We start from the raw sequence: 24,599 nt of genomic DNA on the forward strand, positions 1-24,599 counted from the left end.
CTCTTACTGTCAACACTTTTTTCCAAAAAATTTTATTTTTTTGAAAGTTTTTTTAAAGTAATAAAGAAAAGCCTGCAATAAGACTTTTCTATTAGTCTAGTTCTTTGTTAATGATGAGAAATTTTTCTTCCCTGTAACCTCTTTTAATTAATCCTGCTTTAGCTATGCCTATTAGATCTTTTGAAAAGGATTGTATCGCTTCTTTTTCTTCTGTACTTAGAATTTTCTTTGAATATTTCTTTCTAAGTTTTCGATAATCCTGTTCTTCATTGTAAATGAATGAAGAATCTTCTAAATAGTCTTCTAGTTTTTCTAACTGTACAAATAAGCCCAACTCAAAGGCTATCGGGGCAAAGGTGGTTTCTAATGGTTGTGTACAAACACTTCTAAATTCCACAGTCCCACGAGCAGTTAAATCTTGAAATTGGTAACTTCGATGTTGTTTTAGATCTTCTTTTACAGGGTTAATGATCTTCTCATTTCCATCAGCCGTATAGGCTGTAATTTCTTTTTGATCTAGATAGTCCTCCACTCGAATTGGTTTAAAATAATATGATTTCCCCTCTCTAGTTGCTGTAAAAATAGCCGTTCTAGCGAGATTATTAAAAAACTCTTCTTCGCTTTGGTAGTCCTTAGGATAAATCCCTACATTTTCCTTATAATAACCATGTAAGGATTCTTCCCAGAAAATATCTCTAGCAATTTTTGTATTCCAAGCCTCTGCTGAAAATTCTGAGTTAGAAAACAAATATGCTTTTGCTGCTTCAATTTTATTAAATGCATTAATGATGCGAATATAATTATCGCACCTTACATCCAATTGAACCTGGTTTCCGCATATAAATGCTCCGTACGAAGGATAGGAGTGTGTCTTCATCCCTGTACCATTCATTGCAAGGAAAGCCATTAACATCTTGTATCGTTCGATTTTCACTGGGCTATTATCATTTTCTTTCCACAAAGGATGGATTCCGTGCCCTTGAATTTCGTGATTATTTTCTTGTAAAATCGGTTGAATGATCTTCAAATAAGCCTCAAAACGTTTGGCTACCTCATTTATAGAATGAGCTCTCTCAAATGCAAATTCAATTGTATTGTAACTCAACTCGAATAGAATACGATCTTTAGAAGAACAGTGAATCAATTGAATGGGATTTTGATTGTCATCTATTTTTTCAACTTCAAAATCTGATAAGTTGGCTAAGGTTCGAAAAAGATTTTTCGTCACCTCTATATTTGTTTTGTTTCCATTTGTTTCTACAATCGGAAACTCTAATTCAACTCCGACAAAGAGTTCCGAATCCTCTTTCATATTACTAAGGTACTTCTCTTTTAGTAATTTAATTGCTTGTTGTTTTGTCATTGAATCCTTTTTCTTCTATTGGAGATATGGGTTCCATTATATCATTTTTTGCTATTCTCGACTACTCATGAAAAGCAAGACAAAACGCCTGCTTACGAAATTGTTTTAAATTAAAGCAATTTCGTAAACAAGCGTCTACCATTCATTCAATATGATGAGTGTTCCCGCTGGGGAAAATCCCCAGCGGTAGACCAGAGCTAGACTAAGAATAACAGTGTATTCCATCATCATAACACTCAACAAAATTGATGATATTATACCAATTCGATGATAGCCATTGGCGCAGCATCACCACGACGTGGTTCAGTTTTAAGGATACGAGTATATCCACCATTGCGCTCAGCATAACGAGGTGCTAATTCAGAGAACAATTTTTGAAGTGCAGTTGTTTCTGAGTATTTACCTGTTTCTTCATCAAAGTTTTGTGATGCAACTTCGTTACGTACGAATGCAGCAGCTTGACGACGTGCATGCAAATCACCACGTTTACCCAAAGTAATCATTTTTTCAACTGATTTACGGATTTCTTTCGCACGTGCTTCAGTTGTTACAATTGCTTCATTGATGATAAGATCTGTAGTCAAATCGCGAAGCATTGCTTTACGTTGTGAGCTAGTGCGTCCTAGTTTACGGTAAGCCATGTATTCCTCCTCTATTTATCGTTTTTTAACCCAAGGCCTAAGTCGGCAAGTTTGATTTTAACTTCTTCAAGACTCTTACGTCCTAAGTTACGAACTTTCATCATTTCTGCTTCTGATTTTTCAGTCAAATCGTAAACAGTATTGATGCCAGCACGTTTCAAACAGTTATATGAACGAACTGAAAGATCTAATTCTTCGATCGTACGTTCTAAAATACGATCATCAGAAGTTGTATCTACTTCTTTCATAACATCTGTTGCAATAGCAATTTCAGTTAAGTTTGTAAATAGATTTAGGTGTTCTGTCAAAATACGGGCAGACAAACCTAAGGCATCTTCTGGAATGATTGTCCCATTTGTCAAAATTTCAAGGGTTAGCTTGTCAAAACCGTCATTGCTACCAACGCGAGCTGGTTCAACTTGGTAATTGACTTTTGTCACTGGCGTATAGATTGAATCTACAGCAAGTGTTCCCACTGGTGCATCATCTTTTTTGTTTTGATCAGCTGGAACATAGCCACGTCCACTGTTTACAGTAAGCGTTGCTTTCAAAGACGCTCCTTCTCCGATCGTAAATAGATAATGATCAGGGTTTACAATTTCGATGTCACTATCCGTAAGAATGTCACCGGCAGTAACTTCTGCTGGTCCTTCTACATCAAGTTCAATAATCTTTTCGTCTTGGACGTAAGATTTAACGGCGATTCCTTTAACGTTAAGAATAATTTGCATAACGTCTTCACGGACTCCTGGAACCGTATCAAATTCGTGGAGTACACCTTCAATGTTGATTGAAGTAACAGCCGCACCTGGAAGTGAAGCTAGAAGTACACGACGAAGTGAGTTTCCAAGTGTTGTACCATAGCCACGTTCAAGTGGTTCTACGACAAACACGCCATAATCTTTATTTTCATCAATTTTTGTTATATTTGGTTTTTCAAACTCAATCATTTGCTATACTCCCTCTTAAACGAAAAGCTGTGTAATTGTTGATGATTATACACGGCGACGTTTTGGAGGACGAGCACCATTGTGTGGTACAGGAGTTACATCGCGGATTGCAGTTACTTCAAGACCAGCAGCAGCAAGTGCACGAATAGCAGACTCACGACCTGAACCAGGACCTTTAACAGTTACTTCAACAGATTTAAGTCCGTGTTCTTGAGCAGCTTTTGCAGCAGCTTCTGATGCCATTTGAGCAGCAAATGGTGTAGATTTACGAGAACCTTTAAATCCAAGTGCACCTGCAGATGACCAAGCGATTGCGTTACCATGCACATCAGTAATCATAACAATTGTGTTGTTAAATGTAGCGTGAATATGAGCAATACCAGATTCGATATTCTTTTTCACACGACGTTTACGTGTTGGTTTAGCCAAGATTTTTACCTCCTTATTTTATTTTATTTTTTCTTACCTGCAATCGCAACAGCTTTACCTTTACGAGTGCGAGCATTGTTTTTAGTGTTTTGTCCACGAACTGGAAGTCCACGACGGTGACGGATACCACGGTATGAACCGATTTCCATCAAGCGTTTGATGTTCAAGTTTACTTCACGACGAAGGTCACCTTCAACTTTGATTGCGTCAACTTCACGACGGATAGCATCTTCTTGATCTGGTGTAAGATCGCGAACACGAATATCTTCAGAAACGCCTGCAGCAGCAAGGATTTTCTTAGATGTTGGAAGTCCGATACCGTACACATAAGTCAATGAAATTACTACACGTTTGTCATTTGGAATGTCAACTCCAGCAATACGAGCCATGTTTTCTCCTTTCTATCTTATCCTTGACGTTGTTTGTGTTTTGGATTTGCTGGGCAAATTACCATAACACGACCATTACGACGAATTACTTTACAGTATTCGCAAATTGGTTTGACCGATGGTCTTACTTTCATTTTTATCCCTCCAAGTTTTTCGATTATTTAAAGCGGTATGTGATACGTCCACGTGTCAAATCGTACGGACTCATCTCCACTGTAACACGATCTCCCGCTAAAATACGAATATAGTTTTTACGAATTTTACCAGAAACTGTTGCTAAAATCTGATGTCCATTTTCAAGTTCAACCGTAAACATAGCATTCGGCATAGTATCAACTACTTTGCCTTCTACTTCAATCACATCGTCTTTTGCCACGCAAAAGTACCTCCATAAATTTCGATTCATTCCTCTGAGCACAGAGGTAACAATTATAAGTCAGACTAACTAATTGTATCACTTGTTGTCAAATATTGCAAGTGACTAAAACGTTTTTATTTCAAATTCTCCAAGACTTTTTGGATATCTTTGAAGACGTCGTTGATGTCTTGATTTCCTTCAATATCATGGACCAATCCTTTTGCACGGTAATGAGCAAGAATTGGCTCACCTTGAGCAATATTTACATCCAAACGGCGTTTCACTGTTTCTGGTTTGTCATCTTCACGTTGGTAATAGTCTTCTTCCTTGTAGTCAGCTGGTGGGTTAAATACTTTATGGAAGGTTTCACCTGTTTCACGATGGATGATACGACCACTTAAGCGCTCGAGGAGGCAGGATGGATCCACTTCAATATTGATCACTCCTTCAAGCTCCAAACCAAGGTCTACCAAGATTTGATCCAAGGCATGAGCTTGTTCAATCGTGCGAGGAAAACCGTCCAAAAGGAATCCTTTTTCCTTAATGTCGTCTTGAGCCAAACGTTCTTTTACAATTCCGTTTGTCACATCATCGGGCACCAATTCACCTTTGTCAATGAATGATTTTGCCAATACACCCATTTCAGTTTGGTTAGCCATCGCTGCGCGGAACATATCGCCGGTAGAGATATGCGCTACGTGAAACTCTTCCACGATTTTCGCTGCTTGGGTCCCCTTACCTGCTCCAGGCAACCCCATAATTAAAAGATTCATGATGAATTCTCCTTATTTTGTTTTTAAATGGAAGCAGGAGCGAATTCCTATTTCCATTTAAAAACAAAATAGAAGGCTGACAAAGTCAACCTTATTCTATTCTGTTGTTGTGTCCATAAATCCGACATACTTACGTTTTAATAAGTAGCCTTCTAATTGTTTCATTCCCTCAATACCTGTTGAAATAATGATTAACAAACTAGTTCCTCCAAGAGCAACTGCATCTGTCAAACCAAATAAATCTCGAGCCAGGATTGGAATGATGGTAATAAAGCCAAGGAATACTGATCCGACGCTTGCTAAACGACGTAGCAAACGAGACATAAACTCTTCTGTTCCTTTACCAGGGCGAACGCCTGGGATATAGGCACCACTCTTTTGAAGGTTTTCTGCCGTTTTTTCAGGATTGATCTGAACAAACGTGTAGAAGAAGGTGAAGAGAATGATCAATAAGGCATACATTGCCACACCAGTTGGTGTATTTGTAGCCAACATGGCCTGAGCTGTTTTCACCCATCCTGCATTGTAACCCATAGCGCTAATCACTTGGAAAATTGCAGCAGGCGCTGCTGTAATCGAACTAGCGAAGATGACGGGAATAACTCCTGCTGGGTTTACTTTCAAAGGAAGGTAAGAACTTGATGGAGCTCCTTGTGCAATCTTTGTATATTGGATTGGAATCTTGTATTGTGCTTGCTCTACAAAGGTTGTAAAGTAAACAATAACCAAGACGGCAAGGATTAATACCCCAACAAAAATGAGGGAATTGGTCATTTGACCAGAACGAACGTTCACAAATGCATTTTCATAGATTTCTTTAATCATCTCAGGAATTGATGACACAATCCCTGCAAAGATAATCATTGAAACACCATTACCGTACCCTTTATCTGTGATTTGTTCTCCAAGCCAAGTCACAATCATGGAACCGGTCGTCAGAATCGCACCGATTAACAGATAGGTCTTGGTATTTGGAGTTGCGACTAATTTCGCCTGAGACAAGGTGTGGAAGGTAGCTGTAATCCCGATGGATTGAACAAAGGCTAGAACCAAAGAAATATAGCGTGTTGCTTGGTTGAGCTTTCTTCGACCAACTTCCCCTTGTTTGCCCCATTCAACAAACTTAGGTAACAGATCCATTTGCAAAAGTTGCACGACGATCGAAGCTGTGATGTATGGGCTAACCCCTAATGCGAAAACTGAGAAGTTCCTCATGGCATTCCCAGAAACCAAACTGAGCATGTTCAAGAAGGACACATCTTGAAGGTTGTTCAGAATTTTCGCATTTACACCAGGCACTGTAATCGTGGTCCCAATGCGGAAAACAAGAATGATGAAGATCGTAAATAAAATCTTCGACCGTACTTGTTTCACCTTAAATGCATCTTTTAATAATTTAAAAAACATAGGTCACCTCACTTAGATGACTTCAACTGAACCACCTTTAGCAGTGATAGCTTCTTCAGCTGATTTAGAGAATTTAGCTGCTTTAACAGTCAACTTCTTAGTCAATTCTCCGTTACCAAGAATTTTGATACCTGATTTTTCAGCTTTTACAATTCCTGATTCTACAAGTACTACTGGAGTTACTTCAGCACCATCTTCAAAGGCGTTCAATTGATCAAGGTTCACAATAGCATATTCTTTAGCGTTGATGTTTGTAAATCCACGTTTTGGAAGACGACGGAACAATGGAGTTTGTCCACCTTCAAAACCAAGACGTACACCGCCACCGCTACGAGCTTTTTGACCTTTTTGACCACGGCCAGAAGTTTTACCATTACCAGATGAAGTACCACGACCAACACGGTTGCGGACTTTACGTGAACCTGTAGCAGGTTGTAATTCATGAAGTTTCATTATTAATTTTCTCCTCTTTTGTAAATTGCTAACGCATGTAATCAGGAAAAGGTGTCCTAACTACAAACTCGCCTATACTTATATTTAGTTTTAGGGGATGAGAACCTCTCATACCCCTGAAAACTTTGTTTCTATTTCAAATAGATTATTTTACTTCTTCAACTGTTACTAAGTGAGATACAGCAGTGATCATACCACGTACTGCTGGGTTATCTTCTTTAATAACAGAGCTGTTCAATTTGCCAAGTCCAAGTGCTACAACAGTTTTACGTTGTGACGGGATGCGTCCGATTGGAGACTTAGTCAAAGTAATTTTAATTTGAGCCATTTGAATCTCCTTTCTTAAGCCAAGTCAGAAACTGAAATACCACGAAGGGCAGCAACTTCATCAGCGCGTTTCAATTGTGCCAAACCGTTAACAGTTGCACGAACGATGTTGATTGGAGTGTTTGATCCAAGTGATTTAGATGTAACATCTGCAATACCTGCCAATTCGACAACGGCACGAACTGCTCCACCTGCAGCAACCCCAGCCCCTTCGATAGCTGGTTTCAACAATACACGAGCTCCACCAAATACTGATGTTACTTCATGTGGAATTGTTGTTCCAACCATAGGAACTTCGATCAAGTTTTTCTTAGCATCTTCAACAGCCTTACGGATTGCTTCTGGAACTTCTTGAGCTTTACCAGTACCAAATCCAACACGGCCATTACGGTCACCAACAACTACAAGAGCTGCAAAACGAAGACGACGTCCACCTTTAACAACTTTTGTTACACGGTTGATGGCAACTACGCGTTCTTCAAGTTCAACTGCATTATCTTTAAATGCCATTTTCTAGTGTCCTCCTATTAGAATTTCAATCCGTTTTCACGAGCTGCATCAGCCAAAGCTTTAACACGTCCGTGATATAGATATCCACCGCGGTCGAACACCACTTCAGAAATACCTTTAGCAACTGCACGTTCAGCAACAAGTTTGCCGACAACAACGGCTTGTTCAGTTTTAGTTCCTTTTGAAACTTCTTTGTCAAGAGTTGAAGCGCTTGCGAGCGTTACACCCGCTACGTCATCAATTACTTGAGCGTAGATGCCTGTATTAGAACGGAATACGTTCAAACGTGGGCGATCAGCAGTTCCAGAGAGTTTTCCGCGAACGCGACGGTGGCGTTTTTGACGGATTTTGTTTTTATCTGGTTTCGAAATCACAATTTTCACCTCTTAATTTTAAAATCATGTGCTAAGCACTGAGTTGGTAAGATGAAGGTTGGTTGAAAAACAACCAAACTACATTATTTACCTGTTTTACCTTCTTTGCGGCGAACGTATTCACCAACATAACGGATCCCTTTACCTTTGTATGGTTCAGGTGAACGAAGGCTACGTACATAAGCAGCTGTTTGACCAACTACTTCTTTTGAAATTCCGCTAACAACGATTGTTGTTGGGTTTGGAAGTTCAAAAGTAATTCCTTCTGGAGCTTCAACTTCGTCTGGGTGTGATTTACCAACAGCCAAAACAAGTTTTGATCCTTGAAGTTGTGCACGGTATCCAACCCCGCGCATTTCAAGTTCTTTCTTGAATCCTTCTGATACACCAGTAACCATGTTGTTCAAAAGGGCACGAGTTGTTCCGTGGATTGTTTTCATTTCTTTTGAATCGTTTGGACGGTGAAGTGTTACTTCAGTACCTTCCACACGGATTTCAATATCTTTTGAGAACTCACGAGTAAGTTCTCCTTTAGGTCCTTTTACAGTTACAACGTTGTCATTGTTAGTGATTTCAACACCAGCAGGCAACACGATAACTTTATTACCAATACGTGACATGTTTTTTATTCTCCTGTTAAATTGTCAGGCCTTTGCGGGCCAGTTTTCACGGGGTTTAAATCTTTTTGATTTAAAAGTTAATGTTTAGGTCTCATTTTCTAAGTGAATCAAGGCATTGTCTCGCAGACATAACTTTGGGTTAGGCAAGAGACAATAACGAAGAGTCACAACGAAATCGGGAACTAAATATTACCAAACGTAAGCGATAACTTCCCCACCAACGTTCTTTTGGCGTGCTTCTTTATCAGTAAGCAAACCTTCAGAAGTTGAAAGGATAGCAATTCCAAGTCCGTTAAGAACTTTTGGAAGATCTTCACGTTTTTTGTAAACACGCAAACCTGGTTTAGATACACGTTTCAAGTTTGTGATAACTTTTTCACCGTTTTGTCCGTATTTCAAGAATACACGGATGATGCCTTGTTTGTCATCTTCGATGAATTCAACGTTTTTTACAAAACCTTCGCGTTTAAGGATTTCAGCAATCCCTTTTTTGATGTTTGATGCAGGTACTTCAAGTACTTCGTGTTTTGCTTGGTTAGCGTTACGAATACGTGTAAGGAAGTCTGCGATTGGGTCAGTCATAACCATTATAATTTCTCCTCTTACTAGTAGTTTGCAAGTTGCACTTGCTAGTTAATACATGATACAGTGAGCGTAACAGCGAGAGCAAAAATAGGCAATTTGATGCAGGAGCGATGCTCCAAAGAAAATTGGTCTTTTTTGCCAAAGCTGTAGCTCGTGTTCAAATTGGCAAGCCCAACTGAACCCGGGCTAAACTCTGTGTGAAAAAGATAAACTTTCCTAGAAACTAAAGTTTCTTCGTCAAGTTTCCTATTTTCACTTGGAGTTTTAACGCCCTTGATATCTTAAATTACCAAGATGCTTTTGTGACACCTGGGATTTGACCTTTGTATGCCAATTCACGGAAGCAAACACGGCAAAGTTTAAACTTGCGGTAAACTGAGTGTGGACGTCCACAACGTTCACAGCGAGTGTATGCTTGAGTAGAGAACTTCGCTGGGCGTTTGTTCTTAGCAATCATAGATTTTTTAGCCATTAGTTTTACCTCCTATATTATTTTGCAAACGGCATTCCGAGGCCAGTAAGCAATGCACGTGATTCTTCGTCTGTGTTCGCTGTAGTTACGATTACGATATCCAAACCACGAGTTTTATCAACATCATCAAAGTTGATTTCTGGGAAGATCAATTGTTCTTTCACACCAAGTGTGTAGTTTCCGCGTCCATCAAATGATTTAGTTGGAACACCATGGAAGTCACGTACACGTGGAAGTGAAACTGTTACCAATTTATCCAAGAATTCGTACATACGTTCACCACGAAGGGTAACTTTTGCACCGATCGCAACACCTTCACGAAGACGGAAGCCGGCGATTGATTTTTTAGCCTTAGTGATCAATGGTTTTTGACCTGAGATCAAAGCAAGCTCTTCAGCAGCTTTTTCAAGGTTTTTAGCATTTGATACTGCATCACCAACACCCATGTTCAAAACGATTTTATCAACTTTTGGCACAGCCATAACTGATGAATAGTTGAACTGTTCAGTCAATGATGGTACTACTTCATTAAGGTATTTTTCTTTTAAACGATTAGCCATTATACTTCTCCTTTCCTTCGTGATTAGTCAAGCACTTCGCCTGATTTTTTGTTGTAGCGAACTTTTTTGCCGTCTACAAATTTGTAGCCAACACGTCCAGCAACACCGTTTTTGTCCAAAACTTGAACGTTAGAAGCATGGATTGGAGCTTCTTTTTCAACGATCGCACCTTGAGGGTTTTCGTTATTTGGACGTTGGTGTTTCTTGATGATGTTTACACCTTCTACAACAACTTTATTTACTTTTGGAAGAGCAGTAAGAACAACAGCTTCTACGCCTTTGTCTTTACCAGCGATAACGCGAACTTTGTCGCCTTTTTTTACAAACATTTTATTCTCCTTTTATTCTTACGCCCGATGGGCACCCTGGCTAAGCCAGGGGACTGTGTTTGTTTTTTTATTGATTAAAGTACTTCTGGAGCAAGTGACACGATCTTCATGAAACCACCGTCACGCAATTCACGTGCAACTGGGCCAAAGATACGAGTTCCGCGAGGAGTTTTGTCGTCACGGATGATTACTGCTGCATTTTCGTCGAATTTGATGTATGAACCATCTTTACGACGAGCACCTGATTTAGTACGAACGATAACAGCTTTTACAACGTCACCTTTCTTAACCGCACCACCAGGAGTAGCTTGTTTTACTGATGCAACGATTACATCACCGATGCTCGCGAATTTACGTTTTGAACCACCAAGAACTTTGATTGTCAAGATTTCGCGTGCGCCACTGTTGTCAGCGACTTTCAAACGAGTTTCTGTTTGAATCATTTACGTTTTCTCCTTTCAGGTATGATTAGATGATGACCGCTTCTTCAACGACTTCTACAAGACGGAAGCGTTTTGTAGCTGAAAGCGGACGAGTTTCCATGATACGAACGATATCGCCTTCTTTAGCAACATTGTTTTCATCATGAGCTTTGTATTTTTTAGAATAGTTGATACGTTTACCATAGACTGGGTGGTTACGTTTAGTTTCAACTACAACTGTGATTGTTTTGTCCATTTTGTCAGACACAACGCGTCCAACAAGAACTTTACGATTATTGCGTTCCATTGAAATTCTCCTTCCCTAGTCTATTATTTAGCTTCTGATTGAACAGTTTTGATACGAGCGATTTGTTTTTTCACTTCTTTCAAACGTCCAGTTTGTTCCAATTGACCAGCAGCCGCTTGGAAACGAAGTTCAAACAATTCTTTCTTCAATTCATTTTCACGCTTCGCGAGTTCTTCTTGAGAAAGACCACGAAGTTCTTTAACAAATTCTTTTACTTCTGTAAGTTTCATGACCTCTCCTTATTCTGCTTCACGTTTCACAAATTTAGTTTTAACTGGCAATTTGTGGCTAGCAAGACGAAGCGCTTCGCGTGCGATCTCTTCAGATACACCAGCGATTTCGAACATCACTTTACCACGTTTAACTGGTGCTACCCAACCTTCAGGAGCCCCTTTACCAGATCCCATACGTACCCCGATAGCTTTAGCGGTGTATGATTTGTGTGGGAAAATTTTAATCCAAACTTTACCACCACGTTTCATGTAACGAGTCATGGCGATACGAGCAGCTTCGATTTGACGGTTTGTGATCCAGTGGCTAGTTGTAGCTTGAAGACCGTATTCACCGAATGCTACTTCTTTTCCACCTTTTGCTTCACCGCGCATTTTACCACGGAATTCGCGACGGTGTTTTACACGTTTAGGTACTAACATTGGTTATTTACCTCCTTTAGCGTCTTTACGAGCTGGAAGAACTTCACCACGGTAGATCCATACTTTAACACCAAGTTTACCGTAAGTAGTGTCTGCTTCTTCCCAAGCGTAATCAATATCAGCGCGAAGTGTGTGAAGTGGAACAGTTCCTTCAGAGTATCCTTCTGCACGGGCAATATCTGCACCGTTCAAACGACCTGATACTTGAGTTTTGATTCCTTTAGCTCCAGCACGCATAGCACGTTGGATCGCTTGTTTTTGTGCACGACGGAAAGCAACACGTTGTTCCAATTGACGAGCAATTCCTTCACCAACAAGGTGAGCATCCAAATCAGGACGTTTGATCTCAATGATGTTGATGTGGACTTGTTTACCAGTCAATTTGTTAAGAGCTGCACGAAGTGCATCAACGTTTGCTCCACCTTTACCGATAACCATACCTGGTTTAGCAGTGTGAAGTGAAACGTTAACTTTGTTTACTGCGCGTTCGATTTCAATAGTTGAAACGGCTGCGTCAGCCAATTCTTTTTGAATGAATTTACGGATTGCAAGATCTTCATGAAGGTAATCCGCGTATTCTTTTTCAGCATACCATTTGGCATCCCAATCACGGATGATACCAACACGCATACCAATTGGATGTACTTTTTGACCCACGAGTTTACCTCCTTATTTTTCTGCAACAGCTACTGTGATGTGAGCTGTACGTTTGTTGATTGGTGATGCTGAACCTTTCGCACGTGGACGGAAACGTTTCATAGTTGGTCCTTCGTTTGCGAATGCTTCAGATACTACCAAGTTAGCTTTTTCCAAACCAAAGTTGTTTTCAGCGTTTGCTACTGCTGAGTTCAACACTTTAAGGATGATCCCTGCAGCTTTGTTTGGTGTGAATGTCAAAATAGCGATGGCATCGGCTACGCTTTTACCACGGATGTTGTCAAGAACAAGACGTGATTTACGAGGTGAAACACGCACTGTACGAGCCATTGCTTTAGCTGAAGTAATTTCTGCCATTTATGTTCTCCTTATTTTCTACGTGTCTTCTTGTCGTCTGCCGCGTGACCTTTGTAAGTACGAGTTGGTGCAAATTCACCAAGCTTGTGACCTACCATGTCTTCTTGGATGTAAACAGGTACATGTTTACGTCCATCATAAACTGCGATAGTGTATCCGATGAAACTTGGGAAGATCGTCGAACGACGTGACCAAGTTTTAATTACTTTTTTCTTTTCGTCGTTTGCTTGAGCTTCAACTTTTTTCATCAAATGCTCATCGACGAAAGGTCCTTTTTTAAGACTACGTCCCATTTTTTAATTTTCTCCTTTAAAATTTAGTACCACAGCGGCTTGCGCTGCTATGCAGCGCTACCGAGCTGGCGGAAAGTGTAAGCTAGTTGCTTATGATTATTTTTGGTTGCGACGACGAACGATAAGTTTGTCAGATTTCGCTTTCTTGTTACGAGTTTTAAGACCAAGCGCAGGTTTACCCCAAGGAGTAGATGGCGCTTTACGTCCAACTGGTGCTTTACCTTCACCACCACCGTGTGGGTGATCATTCGGGTTCATTACAGAACCACGAACTGTAGGGCGAACACCTTTCCAGCGGTTACGTCCCGCTTTACCAAGGTTTACAAGTCCATGTTGTTCGTTTCCGACAACACCAACTGTAGCACGGCAAGTTCCAAGAATCATACGAACTTCGCCTGATTGAAGACGAACAAGTACATATTTACCTTCAGAACCCAATACTTGAGCAGAAGCTCCAGCAGCACGTACCAATTCTCCACCTTTACCAGGTTTCAATTCAATGTTGTGGATCAAAGTACCAACTGGGATGTTAGCAAGTGGAAGAGCATTTCCGACTTTGATATCTGCTTCTGGTCCTGATACGATGCGTTGACCTACTTCAAGACCTTTAGGGGCGATGATGTAAGCTTTCACACCGTCAGTGTAGTGTACAAGCGCGATGTTTGCTGAGCGGTTTGGATCGTATTCGATCGTTTTAACGACTGCTTCAACTCCATCTTTGTTACGTTTGAAATCGATCAAACGGTAATGACGTTTGTGTCCACCACCTTGGTGACGAACAGTGATACGACCGTTATTGTTACGACCTGCTTTGTTTTTAAGAGAAACAAGCAAAGTTTTCTCAGGTGTGTTTGTTGTGATTTCAGCGAAATCCAAAGAAGTCATATTACGGCGACCGTTTGTTGTTGGTTTATAAACACGAATTCCCACGATATTTCCTCCTTAGATTATTCAGCTTCAGTAGCAAACAACTCGATTGCTTTAGAATCAGCTGCAAGCGTGATGATAGCTTTTTTAGTTTTTGATGTAAAACCAGTGTAACGTCCAACGCGTTTTGCTTTAGGTTTTACGTTTACAGTGTTCACATTCGCAACTTTTACACCTTCAAACGCAGCTTCAACAGCTTGTTTGATCAAAAGTTTGTGAGCGCGAGTGTCAACTTCGAATACATATTTGCCTGCTTCAAGTTGAGCCATTGACTTTTCAGTGATAACAGGTTTTTTGATAACATCATACAAATTCATTATGCAAGAACCTCCTCGATTTTAGAGATAGCTGCTTGAGTAACAAGAAGTTTGTCACTATTTGCGATGTCAAGAACACTTGCAGTTGTAGCAGTCGCAACTTTCACGTTTGGAAGGTTACGAGCTGAAAGAGCTGCGAATTCGTTTCCTTCTTCAAGAATAACAAGGACTTTAGAATCGATGCTCAAAGCTGCAAGAACTTTTGCAAATTCAGCAGTTTTTGGAGCTGTAAATTCAAGAGAATCAACGGCTACAAATTTGTTTTCAGCAACTTTTTCTGAGTAAACAGATTTAAGTGCAAGGCGACGAACTTTTTGAGGAAGTTTGTACGCATAGCTACGTGGAGTTGGTCCGAAGACGATTCCACCACCACGCCATTGTGGAGAGCGGATAGAACCTTGACGAGCACGTCCAGTTCCTTTTTGACGCCATGGTTTGCGTCCGCCACCTGAAACGGCTGAACGGTTTTTAACAGCGTGAGTTCCTTGACGAAGGCTAGCACGTTGGCTGATGATCACATCAAATACAACTGCTTGGTTTGGTTCGATACCAAAGATCGCATCGTTAAGAACAACTTCGCCCGCTTGTTTACCAGTTTGGTCGAATAATGTTACATTTGCCATTTTGACTGTATTCCCCTTTCCTTATTATTTACCAGCTTTAACTGCTGACTTGATAGTGATAAGAGATTTCTTAGCACCTGGTACGTTACCTTTGATAAGGATAACGTTCTTTTCTGGAACAACTTGTACAACTTCAAGGTTTTGAATCGTTACACGATCGCCACCCATACGTCCTGCAAGGTTTTTACCTTTGAATACGCGGTTAGGTGCAACAGGTCCCATAGAACCTGGACGACGGTGGTAACGAGAACCGTGAGCCATTGGTCCACGTGATTGTCCGTGGCGTTTGATAACACCTTGGAAACCTTTACCTTTAGAAGTACCAGTTACATCAACAATGTCTCCAGCTTCGAAAGTGTCAACTGTGATTTCAGCACCAACTTCCAAGCCTTCAACGTTTTTGAATTCACGAATGAAGCGCTTAGGAGCCGTGTTAGCTTTTGCTACATGTCCTTTAGCAGGTTTGTTGCTCAATACTTCGCGTTTGTCATCGAAACCAACTTGGATAGCGTTGTAACCATCTGTTTCAACAGTTTTAACTTGAAGAACAACGTTTGGAGTTGCTTCGATAACTGTTACAGGGATCAATTCGCCAGCTTCAGTGAAGATTTGAGTCATTCCCACTTTTTTCCCTAAGATTCCTTTTGTCATGAGAAAATAGTTCCTTTTCTATAGTTTTTTATTCAAAAAGTTTTTAACGAGCGTTTTTTATGCTCTCGATCAAGCTTTAGATTAAAGTTTGATTTCTACGTTTACACCACTTGGAAGATCCAATTTCATCAAAGCGTCAACTGTTTTTTGAGTTGGGTTGATGATGTCGATCAAACGTTTGTGTGTACGCATTTCGAATTGTTCGCGAGAATCTTTGTATTTGTGAGTCGCACGAATGATTGTGTAGAGGCTACGCTCAGTTGGAAGTGGGATTGGACCCGCAACTTGTGCACCTGTACGAGTAGCTGATTCTACGATTTTTGCAGCCGCTGTGTCGAGTGTACGGTGTTCGTACGCTTTCAAACGGATGCGGATTTTTTTGTTTGCCATCTTTTTCTCCTTTTCGTCTATTTAAGATAATAGGCTAGCTCCACAAGAAAACCGACGCGCGTTGCGTGGCAATGCAACCGAGCGTGTCGCAACCTCTTGCATCAAAGCTAATAGCTGTTTTTCACAGCACCATAGTAGTTTAACACAAACAAAGGCCCAATGCAAGGGATTTGAGAAGATTTTTTTCGTTTTTTTGATGAAAGTGTTTTCGAAAGAAAAAGCGTGCTAAAAAAGTTGCTATTATATAGGAAAAAGGGAGCGAGACAGAACAAATTTATATCCAATTTGTTCGTCGTCTCGCCCCCGCACAGTTGATTAGGTTATCTTTGGAGCTTAACAAGCGAACAAAGATACCAATCAACCACTGCGTCTAGCAGTTATTCCTATTATTCTCAGATGGCTGTAGTCTTTTTTCTTCCTATTTATCTATTTCTAGAAATTCCGTCCTGACTTGTTATAGCCATATTTTTCGACGAAATGCTCACGGAATTCTAAGAGATTGTCATCCATGATGGCTTGACGGACCTGCTTCATGAGGTTGATCAAGAAATACAAGTTGTGGTAGCTGGTCAAGCGAATGCCGAAGGTCTCATCTGCCTTGAGGAGGTGGCGAAGATAAGCTCGGGTGTAATTCTTACAAGTGTAGCAATCACATTCGGGATCCAGCGGTGTAAAGTCTTCTGCAAATTGCGCATTTTTCACTACTAGGCGACCTTGACTAGTCATACAGGTACCATTTCGCGCAATCCGCGTCGGCAAGACACAGTCAAACATGTCCACTCCACGAATAACGCCATCGATCAGACTGTCTGGAGCTCCTACTCCCATGAGATAGCGTGGCTTGTTTTCTGGTAAGAGCGGAGTTGTGAAATCCAACACGGCATTCATCTCTTCATGGCTTTCCCCAACAGCTAAGCCACCAATGGAATAGCCTGGGAAGTCCATACTGACCAGATCTTGAGCAGACTGACGGCGCAAGTCTTCAAATCCAGCCCCTTGGACAATCCCGAAAAGACCTTGATCATGAGGGCGACGGTGAGCCTTCAGTCCACGTTCTGCCCAACGACTGGTCCGTTCGATCGATTTTTTCACATAATCATAGGGCTGATAGAACTGAGGGCATTCATCAAAGGACATCATGATGTCGCTCCCTAGATTGTTTTGGATGGAGATGGCCTTTTCCGGAGAGAGGAACATCTTTGAGCCGTTGAGGTGGTTTTTAAAGGTTACCCCTTCTTCAGTGATGTTGCGGGTATCCGCTAATGAATAGACCTGGAAGCCTCCACTATCTGTCAAAATCGGCTGGTCCCAGTTCATGAACTGGTGCAATCCTCCTGCTTTTGCAACCAAGTCGTCCCCGGGACGAAGCCAGAGATGGTAGGTGTTGGCCAAGATAATTCCAGAACCCATTTCCTTGAGTTCTTCTGGCGATTGGGTCTTAACGGTTGCCTGAGTCCCTACAGGCATAAACATTGGGGTCGGGAAGGTCCCGTGAGGGGTGATAATTTCTCCCAGACGAGCACCTGTATGCTTTTCTTTTTTGATTAATCGATATTGAATCGGTGAATCTGTCATGGTTACCTCCGTACTGGGAAAAACAGTCCCAGCCTTCTTATTCCTGTCACAGTTTTCCTGTGAGCACCTGTACGATTGTACCAAATTTTACCGGCTCTGTCACGGACTTATGTTATAATAAAAAGTACTACTATGAAGAGAGTGTCATCTATGAACCTTAAACTGATTCGCCTCCGGGCACGTACCATGCAAGTCCAGCAACCGGGCTTAGCTATCCTTTTTGCTCTTCCGGTCCTGTTGACCATTCTTGCTAACTTTCTCTTAAGTGGGCAAGATCTGGTCGATCTACTACCGGATATGACCTTGCAGCAAGCAAGTATCTACATGATCCAGCGACAACTCTTTCCTTCTGTCGTCTCCTTTGTCATCTCCATTTTAGTGGTTGGTGCGACTTTTAGCTATTTAGATACGATTAATCCCAAGATCGAACACCGAACACGCGTCTTAGATATCTTTAAACAAGATCGCTTTACCTCTGTATTTGCCACCTTGATTTTGAAGCAAGCCGTCCTCTTTTTATGGGGACTCATCCTCTATGTGGGGAGTCTCATCAGCACCTACGCCAGCATTCGATTTTTAGCGATTTACGACAAGGTGAGCAACCCTAGCACTTTGAGTGCTTCCAGTCCTGAATTTCAATCTCTCATGCAACAAATGCCTCTGATGACTGCTGGTGTCGTGCTGGGCCTACTTGGCCTCCTCTTTTACCTGCCACAATACTACAGTCTCAGCTTGGTCGAATTGATCCTCTACGAGCAATTACGAGACGGCGACTACAAGGGAGCCTTTGGAGTCCTTCGCCAAAGTCGTGAAACTATGAAAGGGTTCCGCAGCAATCGCTTGGTGCTCGATCTAACCTTGATTGGTTGGTACTTCTTGAATTACTTCACGCGCGATGTCATCGGCTTTTATACCATGCCTTACTTTATTAACTGCCAAATTGCATTTTATGATCAAATCAAGCAGATCAAACAAGGGCCGCGCCATTTTACAGGCCATCCAAGCCATGAGACTGAATAAGAGTAAGAAGAAAACCCCAGCAAGCTGGGGTTTTCTTCTATGTCAATTGTTTATCATTTATAAACCGTATAGGGAGTCTCCTAAGATCAGTCGGGTGTGTTCTCGTTTGATACAGCGGTTCATGACGATATCTTCTCGTCCAGCTCCACGAAGGATTTCTTCTGCTTCTTGATTTTCCAGTTCCAATTGTGCCCAGAAAATTTTCGCATCCGTCTCAATAAAATCACGTGCCACATCTGGTAAAAACTCACTGCGACGGTATACATCGACGATATCTACTGGGAAAGGAATCTCCTGCAGGCTAGCATACACCGTTTCTCCAAGAATCTGGCCACCAGCTGCACGAGGGTTGACAGGAATAATCCGATAGCCCCGCTCTTGCATCTCCTTGCTAACACGATGACTGGTCGTCTCTTCACGGTCAGATAATCCAACCACAGCGATGATCTTGCTGGTTTCTAGGTAATGTTTGATAATGCCATCACTAGGATTGCGAAATGAATAAGCCATAAGAATCTCCTTTTTGTGTTTCTTGTCTTAAGAATTTATATGGTACTGGACGTACTTGTACGACTTCCATTTTATTTGGCTTCATACCATGTTTTGCCTTCGTTCTCATCAGCTTCCAGTGGTACTGCAAGTTCAATAGCGGATTCCATGGTCTCTTTGACGAGTTCTTTGATCGCTGCCAGTTCATCACTTGGTACTTGCAGAACGATTTCATCGTGCACCTGAAGAAGCATCTTGGTCTTGTATGCTCCTGCTTCTAGCGCTTGGTCCAAGTGGATCATGGCAATTTTCAAGATATCTGCTGCAGATCCTTGGATTGGTGAGTTGATAGCCGTCCGCTCCGCAAAGCCTCGAACATTGAAGTTGCGAGAATTGATATCTGGAATCTCCCGACGACGCTTGAAGAGGGTCTCCACATAGCCTTTATCACGCGCTTCCCGTACCACTCTCTCCATATAGTCCTTGATGCCAGGGTAGCGTTCGAAGTAGGTCTCAATATAAGCCTTGGCTTCTTTTCGACTGATCCCTAGGTTGTTAGACAGTCCAAAGTCGGAAATTCCATAAACCACACCGAAGTTTACTGCTTTTGCATTGCGACGGTCGTTCGGCGTCACATCTTCAGGTTTTTCAATATTGAAGACCCGCATAGCGGTCGATGTATGGATATCTGCCCCATGCTGAAAGGCATTGATCAAATGCTCATCTCCTGAAATATGGGCCAAGACGCGCAATTCGATCTGTGAATAGTCCGAACTCAGCAAGACACTGTTTTCCTCTTCTGGGACAAAGGCCTTACGAATGAGACGGCCTTGTTCCAAACGGACAGGAATGTTTTGTAGGTTGGGATCCACACTAGACAAGCGTCCGGTCTGCGTCAAATCCTGTACATAGCGAGTATGGATCTTCCCGTCTTCCAAAATCCAGTCTTGAAGACCGATGACATAGGTCGACTGAATCTTAGCAATTTGGCGGTATTCAAGAATCTTAGACACGATCGGTGCGATGGGAGCTAGGCGTTCCAAGACATCAACAGCTGTGGAATAGCCGGTTTTGGTCTTCTTAGTATATTCAAGAGGGAGTTCCAATTTTTCAAAGAGGATGACACCCAATTGTTTTGGAGAATTGATGTTAAATTCTTCTCCTGCCAACTCGTAGATTTCTTGAGTCAAGCGCTCCAAGACTGCTTCGTTTTCCACCTGCATGTCTTGGAGGGTCTGGCGTTCCACCTTAATCCCTGCGATTTCCATCTTGGCTAAAACAGCCGCTAAGGGTTGCTCCATATCATAGAGCAAATCTAGTTGGTCGTGAGCTTGTAACTGCTCCGTCATAGGCTCTTCAGTGTCTAGTAAAACAGCGACTTTTCTTACCAAATGCTCTAATAGGACCGCCTTTTCTGGAATGGCTTTTTTGGCTCCCTTGCCATAAACGACTTCGTCCAGAGGCAGCGCAATCTGGCTATAGAGACTCGCAATGGTGGAAATTTCATTGTCCTCTACGGTCGACAAGAGATACTTGGCCAATCGACTGTCAAACGCGGGATTTTGAAGGGTAATACCCAAGTGGCTGAGCAAGACTTTGGCCCGTTTGAAGTCATAGACCTTGAGGGGCGTTTTTTCGAGAAATTCTTTGAAAATCGGTGTTTGTAAAAGACCAGTATCTGTACTCGCGTAGAGCTGACCTTTGGTCCCCCACGCGAAACCGATGATGGGTTCCGTATGGTAATTGTCCCCAAACATCTCAAAATGGAAGAAACTATCTTCTGTGAGCATATCTGAAGTGACCTGCTCGACTTCTGTATAGTCAAGGGCTACAGGAGTTGCTGCTTCCCCGCTTAAATCCAAGGCCTGACGGAGTTGCTTAAAGCCCATCTCCTCATAAAACTTGGCGAGATTTTCTAGATGAGGTCCCGTATAGGTGATATCGTCCAGCCCGATCTCAATGGGCGCATTGGTATCAATGGTCGCAAGGGTCTTGGACAGATAGGCCTGTTCCTTATCGTTGATGAGATTTTCCTTCATCTTAGAAGCCTTCATCTCATCGATATGCTCGTAAATGCCATCGAGAGAGCCATACTCAAGGAGCAGTTTGATCCCGGTCTTTTCTCCGATCTTAGTAACACCTGGGATATTATCCGACTTATCTCCCATCAAGGCCTTGAGGTCGATAAATTGCTCTGGTGTCAGTCCCATCTTTTCTTTTAGATAGGCTGGAGTGAATTCTTCAAACTCTGCCACTCCTTTTTTTGAGATTTCAACCACCGTATTGTCATCCGTTAGCTGAATCAAGTCCTTGTCCCCTGAGACAATGGTCACATCAAAAGGAACAGAAGTTGATTCTGCCAACTTGTCCAGCGTTCCAATAATATCATCTGCTTCATATTGAGCTAGCTCATAGTGACGGATTCCCATATGGTCCAGTTGTTCACGAATGAAAGGAAACTGCTCGCGGAACTCATCTGGTGTTTTTGCACGGCCCCCTTTGTAGTCGGCATACATCTCCGTCCGAAAAGTCGTCTTTCCTGCATCAAAAGCAACAAGGACATGGGTTGGTTGGATGCGCTCCAAGAGATGGCTCAACATGAGATTAAAGCCATAGACCGCATTGGTATGCAGACCATTGGCATTTTTGAAGCGATCAATTTGATTATAGAGTGCGAAAAAGGCACGAAAAGCGACGGAAGACCCGTCGATGAGTAGTAATTTGTTCTTTTTTTCCATAGGCCTATTATACCACGAATCACAAGGTCTCTGGTACATAAAAACTCTACCCTTTCGGGTAGAGCCTTCTTTAGGAGTTTCTTATGAAAAATGAAGAGAAGTGTTTATTCGCCGTAACAAGAACCTTGTTGTGGCAATTTCTTAAAGCGTTTTGGATAATTAACTGAGATTTTCATTTTCTGTACCTCATTTCTTATTGGATGAGTACAGTATACAAGAGAAACCTAAACGATTCCTTATAGAAAGCTTCAAGAAAACTAAAAGCTGAGGCGAAAAACACGCGGTTGTTTTTTGCTGCAAGCTGGTAACTGAAGATGGAGGCCTGCCTCATCTTGGCTCCAAGAAAGGAGCTGGCTTTCGCCAAGGAGCTCTACCTGCCGAATACGCGCATGAAGGATTCTCGGTTGCTTGAAATCATAGGCTAGAGACGGCAAGGTCAACTCTTCTGTCCGTCCACTTGGTTCTAGCTGGATAGCATAAAGCAGGCCTTCACGCATGGTATAGCGGAAATCTTGGCTGGTATAGAGTGGCGCTTCCCCATCTGAAAAGGAACCTTCCTGGGCCTCGGTCGGTCCGTCCGATGACACCCACCAAGGCCGGCTCTGATAAATGGCTTCTCCGTTTACCGCCAGCCAGTCCCCTATCTCTGTGAGGATGTCTTGGTCTTGCTCAGGGATGGTGCCATCTGCCTTGGGTCCAATATTGAGCAGAAGATTCCCATTTTTGGCCACAACATCAACTAAATTTTGCAACAATTCCTTGCTGGTCTTGTAGGCTAGATCCTGGGTATAGCACCAAGAATTACGGGCAATCGCAGTATCCATTTGCCACAGAAAGGCTTGCGTCTCTCCGTAGCCTCCCCGCTCCATCTCAACGATTCCTGAACCAAAAGGTAGGGCATCCTGTTTATAACAAACGGCCACCTCGCGATCCTCTTGTGCTGCTAGATTGTAATAGTAAGCCAAAAAGCGCATTAAGTAGGGACGGAAACTCTCATGCTGGATCCACCAATCGAAATAAAGGAGCTCTGGCTGATAATCCCGCACCAGTTCGCAGGTCCGCAAGAGCCAGTCTTCCAAAAACTCTTCACTTGGATAGGGCTTGGAGGTGAGATCAAAATGATCCTTGGGCTCTGGCTCTGCTGGCCAATAGAGGCTGTCTCTTGGGACTTCTTGCAGAATATCACTGGCAAACTCCTTGCCATGTGAAAAGAAAAACTGGTGCTCTGCCCGGTGAGAAGATGTACAGAAGTGTAGACCACGTTTTTCTGCTTCCGCCCTCAGTTCTCCTAAAACATCTCGTCTTGGCCCCATTTCTAAGCTATTATAAGGCGAGAGAGTAGAGGCATACATCTGAAACCCATCGTGGTGCTCTGCAACTGGGAAAAGATACTGAGCGCCTGCTTTTTGAAAGAGAGCCAGCCAAGATGCCGGATCAAATCGATCCGCTGTAAAAAGAGGAATGATATCCTTGTAGCCAAAGCTAGCCTGATCTCCAAAATGCTCCCGATGGTAGTGATAGCAAGGATTCCCTTGGATATACATATTTCGTGAATACCACTCTGATCCAAAGGCAGGTACACTGTAGATACCCCAGTGGATAAATATTCCAAATTTAGCATCCCGATACCAGTCTGGACAAACTTGATGGCTAAGAGAGTCCCAGCTTGGTTCAAAAGGACCCGACTGGATGACTTGATCAATCTCTTCAAGGCTTATCATTGTCTTCTCCTCTTTTCTTGTTACTATCTCTATTGTAACGAGAAACCCTTGTTTGTAAAGACAAACGAGGGGAATGTTTAAAATAGTAGACAAAGAGCTTGATCTAGGAGAATCGAGCCAATTACAAGTAGAATAGACCTGCTAGCCCTTTACTGCTTGAGAAATAAAATGAGCGACGGCGTCTGTCTCCCCTTGGTGGAGAGCCTTAACGATTTTAGATCCCACAATAACGCCATCTGAGACCTTGTTGAAACGGTGAACATCCTCCATGCTGGAAACTCCAAAACCTGTTAAAACAGGAATCGAAGCTATTTCGTGTAATTGGGCCAAGTGGTGGTCCAGATCGTCTCGATAGCTACCAGCTTTCCCCGTCACTCCATTAACCGCTACAGCATAGATAAAACCTTCTGCACCTTGGATCAATTTTTTCTGGCGCTCGATTCCTGTGGTTAAGCTCACTAGTGGAACCAAAGCGATGTCTTTATCCGCTAACAGAGGCTCTACCAGATCCGCATGCTCATGAGGAAGATCCGGAATAATCACTCCTTTGACCGCTGTTCCTTCTACATCTCTAAAAAAGCTTTCTAGACCATATTGGAACAAGGGATTGAAATAGGTCATGATGACCAAAGGAACACTTGTCTCCAGACGCTGGATCGTTTGCACCAGACCCTCTGTCGTCGTCCCATGGCCTAAACTTCGTAGTCCTGCCTCTTCAATCACAGGGCCATCTGCCACCGGATCCGAAAAAGGAATACCAACTTCAATAGCTGAGACACCAAGATCTTCCAAAAATTGGATGGTTTCCTGCAAACCTGCTAAACCTTTTTCATGATCTCCTGCCATGATATAAGGAACAAAGATCCCTTGCTGCTGGTCTTTCAGCTTTTGTAAATGCTCTGTTAAGGTCTTTCCCATC

36 protein-coding genes are annotated in these 24,599 nt (G+C 42.2%); 1 reads left to right on the plus strand and 35 read right to left on the minus strand.

Features of this window, described 5'->3' with window-relative positions; genetic code table 11:
* Positions 1–91 precede the first annotated feature (91 nt).
* The 31 genes from O3646_RS06240 to tgt all read right to left on the minus strand — a co-directional run bounded on the left by O3646_RS06240 (position 92) and on the right by tgt (position 17,712).
* Positions 92–1,363 carry a gamma-glutamylcysteine synthetase gene (locus O3646_RS06240; RefSeq protein WP_134974739.1) on the minus strand — a complete coding sequence of 424 codons (1,272 nt, stop codon included), beginning with the start codon at positions 1,361–1,363 and terminating at the stop codon, positions 92–94.
* Positions 1,364–1,617: 254 nt separating this feature from the next.
* Positions 1,618–2,004, minus strand: coding sequence for a 50S ribosomal protein L17 (rplQ, locus tag O3646_RS06245; protein ID WP_003002399.1), 387 nt, complete (start codon positions 2,002–2,004; stop codon positions 1,618–1,620).
* A gap of 11 nt (positions 2,005–2,015) precedes the next feature.
* The gene (locus tag O3646_RS06250; protein WP_003009635.1) at positions 2,016–2,954 is read right to left on the minus strand and encodes a DNA-directed RNA polymerase subunit alpha; all 939 of its coding nucleotides are present in this window, start codon (positions 2,952–2,954) and stop codon (positions 2,016–2,018) included.
* Positions 2,955–2,999: 45 nt separating this feature from the next.
* Entirely contained in the window at positions 3,000–3,383 is a 384-nt protein-coding gene (gene rpsK, locus O3646_RS06255; RefSeq protein ID WP_003002390.1) for a 30S ribosomal protein S11, read from the minus strand.
* 23 nt (positions 3,384–3,406) lie between these two features.
* Complete coding sequence (gene rpsM, locus O3646_RS06260) at positions 3,407–3,772, minus strand: 30S ribosomal protein S13 (protein ID WP_003009631.1); 366 nt, start codon at positions 3,770–3,772, stop codon at positions 3,407–3,409.
* Between the two features lie 17 nt (positions 3,773–3,789).
* Positions 3,790–3,906, minus strand: a complete 117-nt coding sequence (rpmJ, locus tag O3646_RS06265) for a 50S ribosomal protein L36 (protein WP_001808836.1) — start codon at positions 3,904–3,906, stop codon at positions 3,790–3,792.
* Between the two features lie 23 nt (positions 3,907–3,929).
* Entirely contained in the window at positions 3,930–4,148 is a 219-nt protein-coding gene (infA, locus tag O3646_RS06270) for a translation initiation factor IF-1 (protein WP_001029883.1), read from the minus strand.
* Positions 4,149–4,264: 116 nt separating this feature from the next.
* Positions 4,265–4,903, minus strand: a complete 639-nt coding sequence (locus O3646_RS06275) for an adenylate kinase (protein WP_003009627.1) — start codon at positions 4,901–4,903, stop codon at positions 4,265–4,267.
* A gap of 96 nt (positions 4,904–4,999) precedes the next feature.
* On the minus strand, positions 5,000–6,310 hold the full coding sequence (gene secY / locus O3646_RS06280; protein ID WP_023920186.1) for a preprotein translocase subunit SecY: 1,311 nt from the start codon (positions 6,308–6,310) through the stop codon (positions 5,000–5,002).
* 12 nt (positions 6,311–6,322) lie between these two features.
* On the minus strand, positions 6,323–6,763 hold the full coding sequence (rplO, locus tag O3646_RS06285) for a 50S ribosomal protein L15 (protein ID WP_003002405.1): 441 nt from the start codon (positions 6,761–6,763) through the stop codon (positions 6,323–6,325).
* A gap of 145 nt (positions 6,764–6,908) precedes the next feature.
* Positions 6,909–7,091 (minus strand): 50S ribosomal protein L30, encoded by a 183-nt coding sequence (gene rpmD / locus O3646_RS06290; RefSeq protein ID WP_002894509.1) that lies wholly within the window; start codon positions 7,089–7,091, stop codon positions 6,909–6,911.
* A gap of 14 nt (positions 7,092–7,105) precedes the next feature.
* Entirely contained in the window at positions 7,106–7,600 is a 495-nt protein-coding gene (gene rpsE / locus O3646_RS06295; RefSeq protein ID WP_003009617.1) for a 30S ribosomal protein S5, read from the minus strand.
* Positions 7,601–7,617: 17 nt separating this feature from the next.
* On the minus strand, positions 7,618–7,974 hold the full coding sequence (gene rplR, locus O3646_RS06300; protein WP_003010871.1) for a 50S ribosomal protein L18: 357 nt from the start codon (positions 7,972–7,974) through the stop codon (positions 7,618–7,620).
* 83 nt (positions 7,975–8,057) lie between these two features.
* Positions 8,058–8,594, minus strand: a complete 537-nt coding sequence (rplF, locus tag O3646_RS06305) for a 50S ribosomal protein L6 (RefSeq protein WP_003009612.1) — start codon at positions 8,592–8,594, stop codon at positions 8,058–8,060.
* Positions 8,595–8,783: 189 nt separating this feature from the next.
* Positions 8,784–9,182, minus strand: a complete 399-nt coding sequence (rpsH, locus tag O3646_RS06310; RefSeq protein WP_003010897.1) for a 30S ribosomal protein S8 — start codon at positions 9,180–9,182, stop codon at positions 8,784–8,786.
* 283 nt (positions 9,183–9,465) lie between these two features.
* Positions 9,466–9,651 carry a type Z 30S ribosomal protein S14 gene (locus O3646_RS06315; RefSeq protein ID WP_001085699.1) on the minus strand — a complete coding sequence of 62 codons (186 nt, stop codon included), beginning with the start codon at positions 9,649–9,651 and terminating at the stop codon, positions 9,466–9,468.
* Between the two features lie 17 nt (positions 9,652–9,668).
* Positions 9,669–10,211, minus strand: coding sequence for a 50S ribosomal protein L5 (gene rplE, locus O3646_RS06320; RefSeq protein ID WP_003009606.1), 543 nt, complete (start codon positions 10,209–10,211; stop codon positions 9,669–9,671).
* Positions 10,212–10,234: 23 nt separating this feature from the next.
* Positions 10,235–10,540, minus strand: a complete 306-nt coding sequence (gene rplX, locus O3646_RS06325) for a 50S ribosomal protein L24 (protein WP_003002315.1) — start codon at positions 10,538–10,540, stop codon at positions 10,235–10,237.
* 74 nt (positions 10,541–10,614) lie between these two features.
* Positions 10,615–10,983: a 50S ribosomal protein L14 gene (rplN, locus tag O3646_RS06330; protein ID WP_003002384.1), complete on the minus strand. Its 369-nt coding sequence runs from the start codon at positions 10,981–10,983 to the stop codon at positions 10,615–10,617.
* A gap of 25 nt (positions 10,984–11,008) precedes the next feature.
* Positions 11,009–11,269 (minus strand): 30S ribosomal protein S17, encoded by a 261-nt coding sequence (rpsQ, locus tag O3646_RS06335; RefSeq protein ID WP_000440801.1) that lies wholly within the window; start codon positions 11,267–11,269, stop codon positions 11,009–11,011.
* Between the two features lie 23 nt (positions 11,270–11,292).
* Positions 11,293–11,499, minus strand: a complete 207-nt coding sequence (gene rpmC / locus O3646_RS06340; protein ID WP_003002350.1) for a 50S ribosomal protein L29 — start codon at positions 11,497–11,499, stop codon at positions 11,293–11,295.
* Positions 11,500–11,508: 9 nt separating this feature from the next.
* Positions 11,509–11,922 carry a 50S ribosomal protein L16 gene (gene rplP / locus O3646_RS06345; RefSeq protein WP_000960947.1) on the minus strand — a complete coding sequence of 138 codons (414 nt, stop codon included), beginning with the start codon at positions 11,920–11,922 and terminating at the stop codon, positions 11,509–11,511.
* Positions 11,923–11,925: 3 nt separating this feature from the next.
* A complete protein-coding gene (gene rpsC / locus O3646_RS06350; RefSeq protein ID WP_003002336.1) occupies positions 11,926–12,579 on the minus strand; it encodes a 30S ribosomal protein S3 in 654 nt (217 codons plus the stop codon).
* 12 nt (positions 12,580–12,591) lie between these two features.
* Positions 12,592–12,936, minus strand: coding sequence for a 50S ribosomal protein L22 (gene rplV / locus O3646_RS06355; RefSeq protein WP_000818139.1), 345 nt, complete (start codon positions 12,934–12,936; stop codon positions 12,592–12,594).
* An 11-nt stretch (positions 12,937–12,947) separates the two neighbouring features.
* Complete coding sequence (gene rpsS, locus O3646_RS06360) at positions 12,948–13,229, minus strand: 30S ribosomal protein S19 (protein ID WP_000533766.1); 282 nt, start codon at positions 13,227–13,229, stop codon at positions 12,948–12,950.
* A 96-nt stretch (positions 13,230–13,325) separates the two neighbouring features.
* The gene (gene rplB, locus O3646_RS06365; RefSeq protein WP_000512900.1) at positions 13,326–14,159 is read right to left on the minus strand and encodes a 50S ribosomal protein L2; all 834 of its coding nucleotides are present in this window, start codon (positions 14,157–14,159) and stop codon (positions 13,326–13,328) included.
* 17 nt (positions 14,160–14,176) lie between these two features.
* Positions 14,177–14,473, minus strand: coding sequence for a 50S ribosomal protein L23 (locus O3646_RS06370; protein WP_003009593.1), 297 nt, complete (start codon positions 14,471–14,473; stop codon positions 14,177–14,179).
* Positions 14,473–15,096 carry a 50S ribosomal protein L4 gene (rplD, locus tag O3646_RS06375; RefSeq protein WP_003009591.1) on the minus strand — a complete coding sequence of 208 codons (624 nt, stop codon included), beginning with the start codon at positions 15,094–15,096 and terminating at the stop codon, positions 14,473–14,475. Before rplD ends, O3646_RS06370 begins: the two co-directional genes overlap by 1 nt.
* Positions 15,097–15,120: 24 nt before the next feature.
* Positions 15,121–15,747 carry a 50S ribosomal protein L3 gene (gene rplC, locus O3646_RS06380; RefSeq protein WP_003010846.1) on the minus strand — a complete coding sequence of 209 codons (627 nt, stop codon included), beginning with the start codon at positions 15,745–15,747 and terminating at the stop codon, positions 15,121–15,123.
* Positions 15,748–15,828: 81 nt separating this feature from the next.
* The gene (rpsJ, locus tag O3646_RS06385; protein WP_003009585.1) at positions 15,829–16,137 is read right to left on the minus strand and encodes a 30S ribosomal protein S10; all 309 of its coding nucleotides are present in this window, start codon (positions 16,135–16,137) and stop codon (positions 15,829–15,831) included.
* 432 nt (positions 16,138–16,569) lie between these two features.
* Positions 16,570–17,712 carry a tRNA guanosine(34) transglycosylase Tgt gene (gene tgt / locus O3646_RS06390; protein ID WP_003010858.1) on the minus strand — a complete coding sequence of 381 codons (1,143 nt, stop codon included), beginning with the start codon at positions 17,710–17,712 and terminating at the stop codon, positions 16,570–16,572.
* A gap of 150 nt (positions 17,713–17,862) precedes the next feature.
* Here tgt and O3646_RS06395 point away from each other — a divergent pair, with 150 nt between their 5' ends.
* Positions 17,863–18,732 (plus strand): DUF975 family protein, encoded by an 870-nt coding sequence (locus O3646_RS06395; RefSeq protein ID WP_070449173.1) that lies wholly within the window; start codon positions 17,863–17,865, stop codon positions 18,730–18,732.
* Positions 18,733–18,789: 57 nt separating this feature from the next.
* Here O3646_RS06395 and O3646_RS06400 read toward each other — a convergent pair whose 3' ends face one another.
* The 4 genes from O3646_RS06400 to trpA form a co-directional block, all read right to left on the minus strand.
* Positions 18,790–19,242, minus strand: coding sequence for a CoA-binding protein (locus O3646_RS06400; RefSeq protein ID WP_031576673.1), 453 nt, complete (start codon positions 19,240–19,242; stop codon positions 18,790–18,792).
* 71 nt (positions 19,243–19,313) lie between these two features.
* The gene (gene polA / locus O3646_RS06405) at positions 19,314–21,959 is read right to left on the minus strand and encodes a DNA polymerase I (protein ID WP_070594347.1); all 2,646 of its coding nucleotides are present in this window, start codon (positions 21,957–21,959) and stop codon (positions 19,314–19,316) included.
* A gap of 257 nt (positions 21,960–22,216) precedes the next feature.
* Complete coding sequence (locus O3646_RS06410) at positions 22,217–23,680, minus strand: alpha-L-fucosidase (protein ID WP_070594346.1); 1,464 nt, start codon at positions 23,678–23,680, stop codon at positions 22,217–22,219.
* A 141-nt stretch (positions 23,681–23,821) separates the two neighbouring features.
* Positions 23,822–24,598, minus strand: a complete 777-nt coding sequence (gene trpA / locus O3646_RS06415; protein WP_070594345.1) for a tryptophan synthase subunit alpha — start codon at positions 24,596–24,598, stop codon at positions 23,822–23,824.
* Position 24,599: the final 1 nt, after the last annotated feature.

Source organism: Streptococcus sp. 27098_8_148, assembly GCF_041432105.1.
Lineage (GTDB): Bacteria > Bacillota > Bacilli > Lactobacillales > Streptococcaceae > Streptococcus > Streptococcus parasanguinis_AE.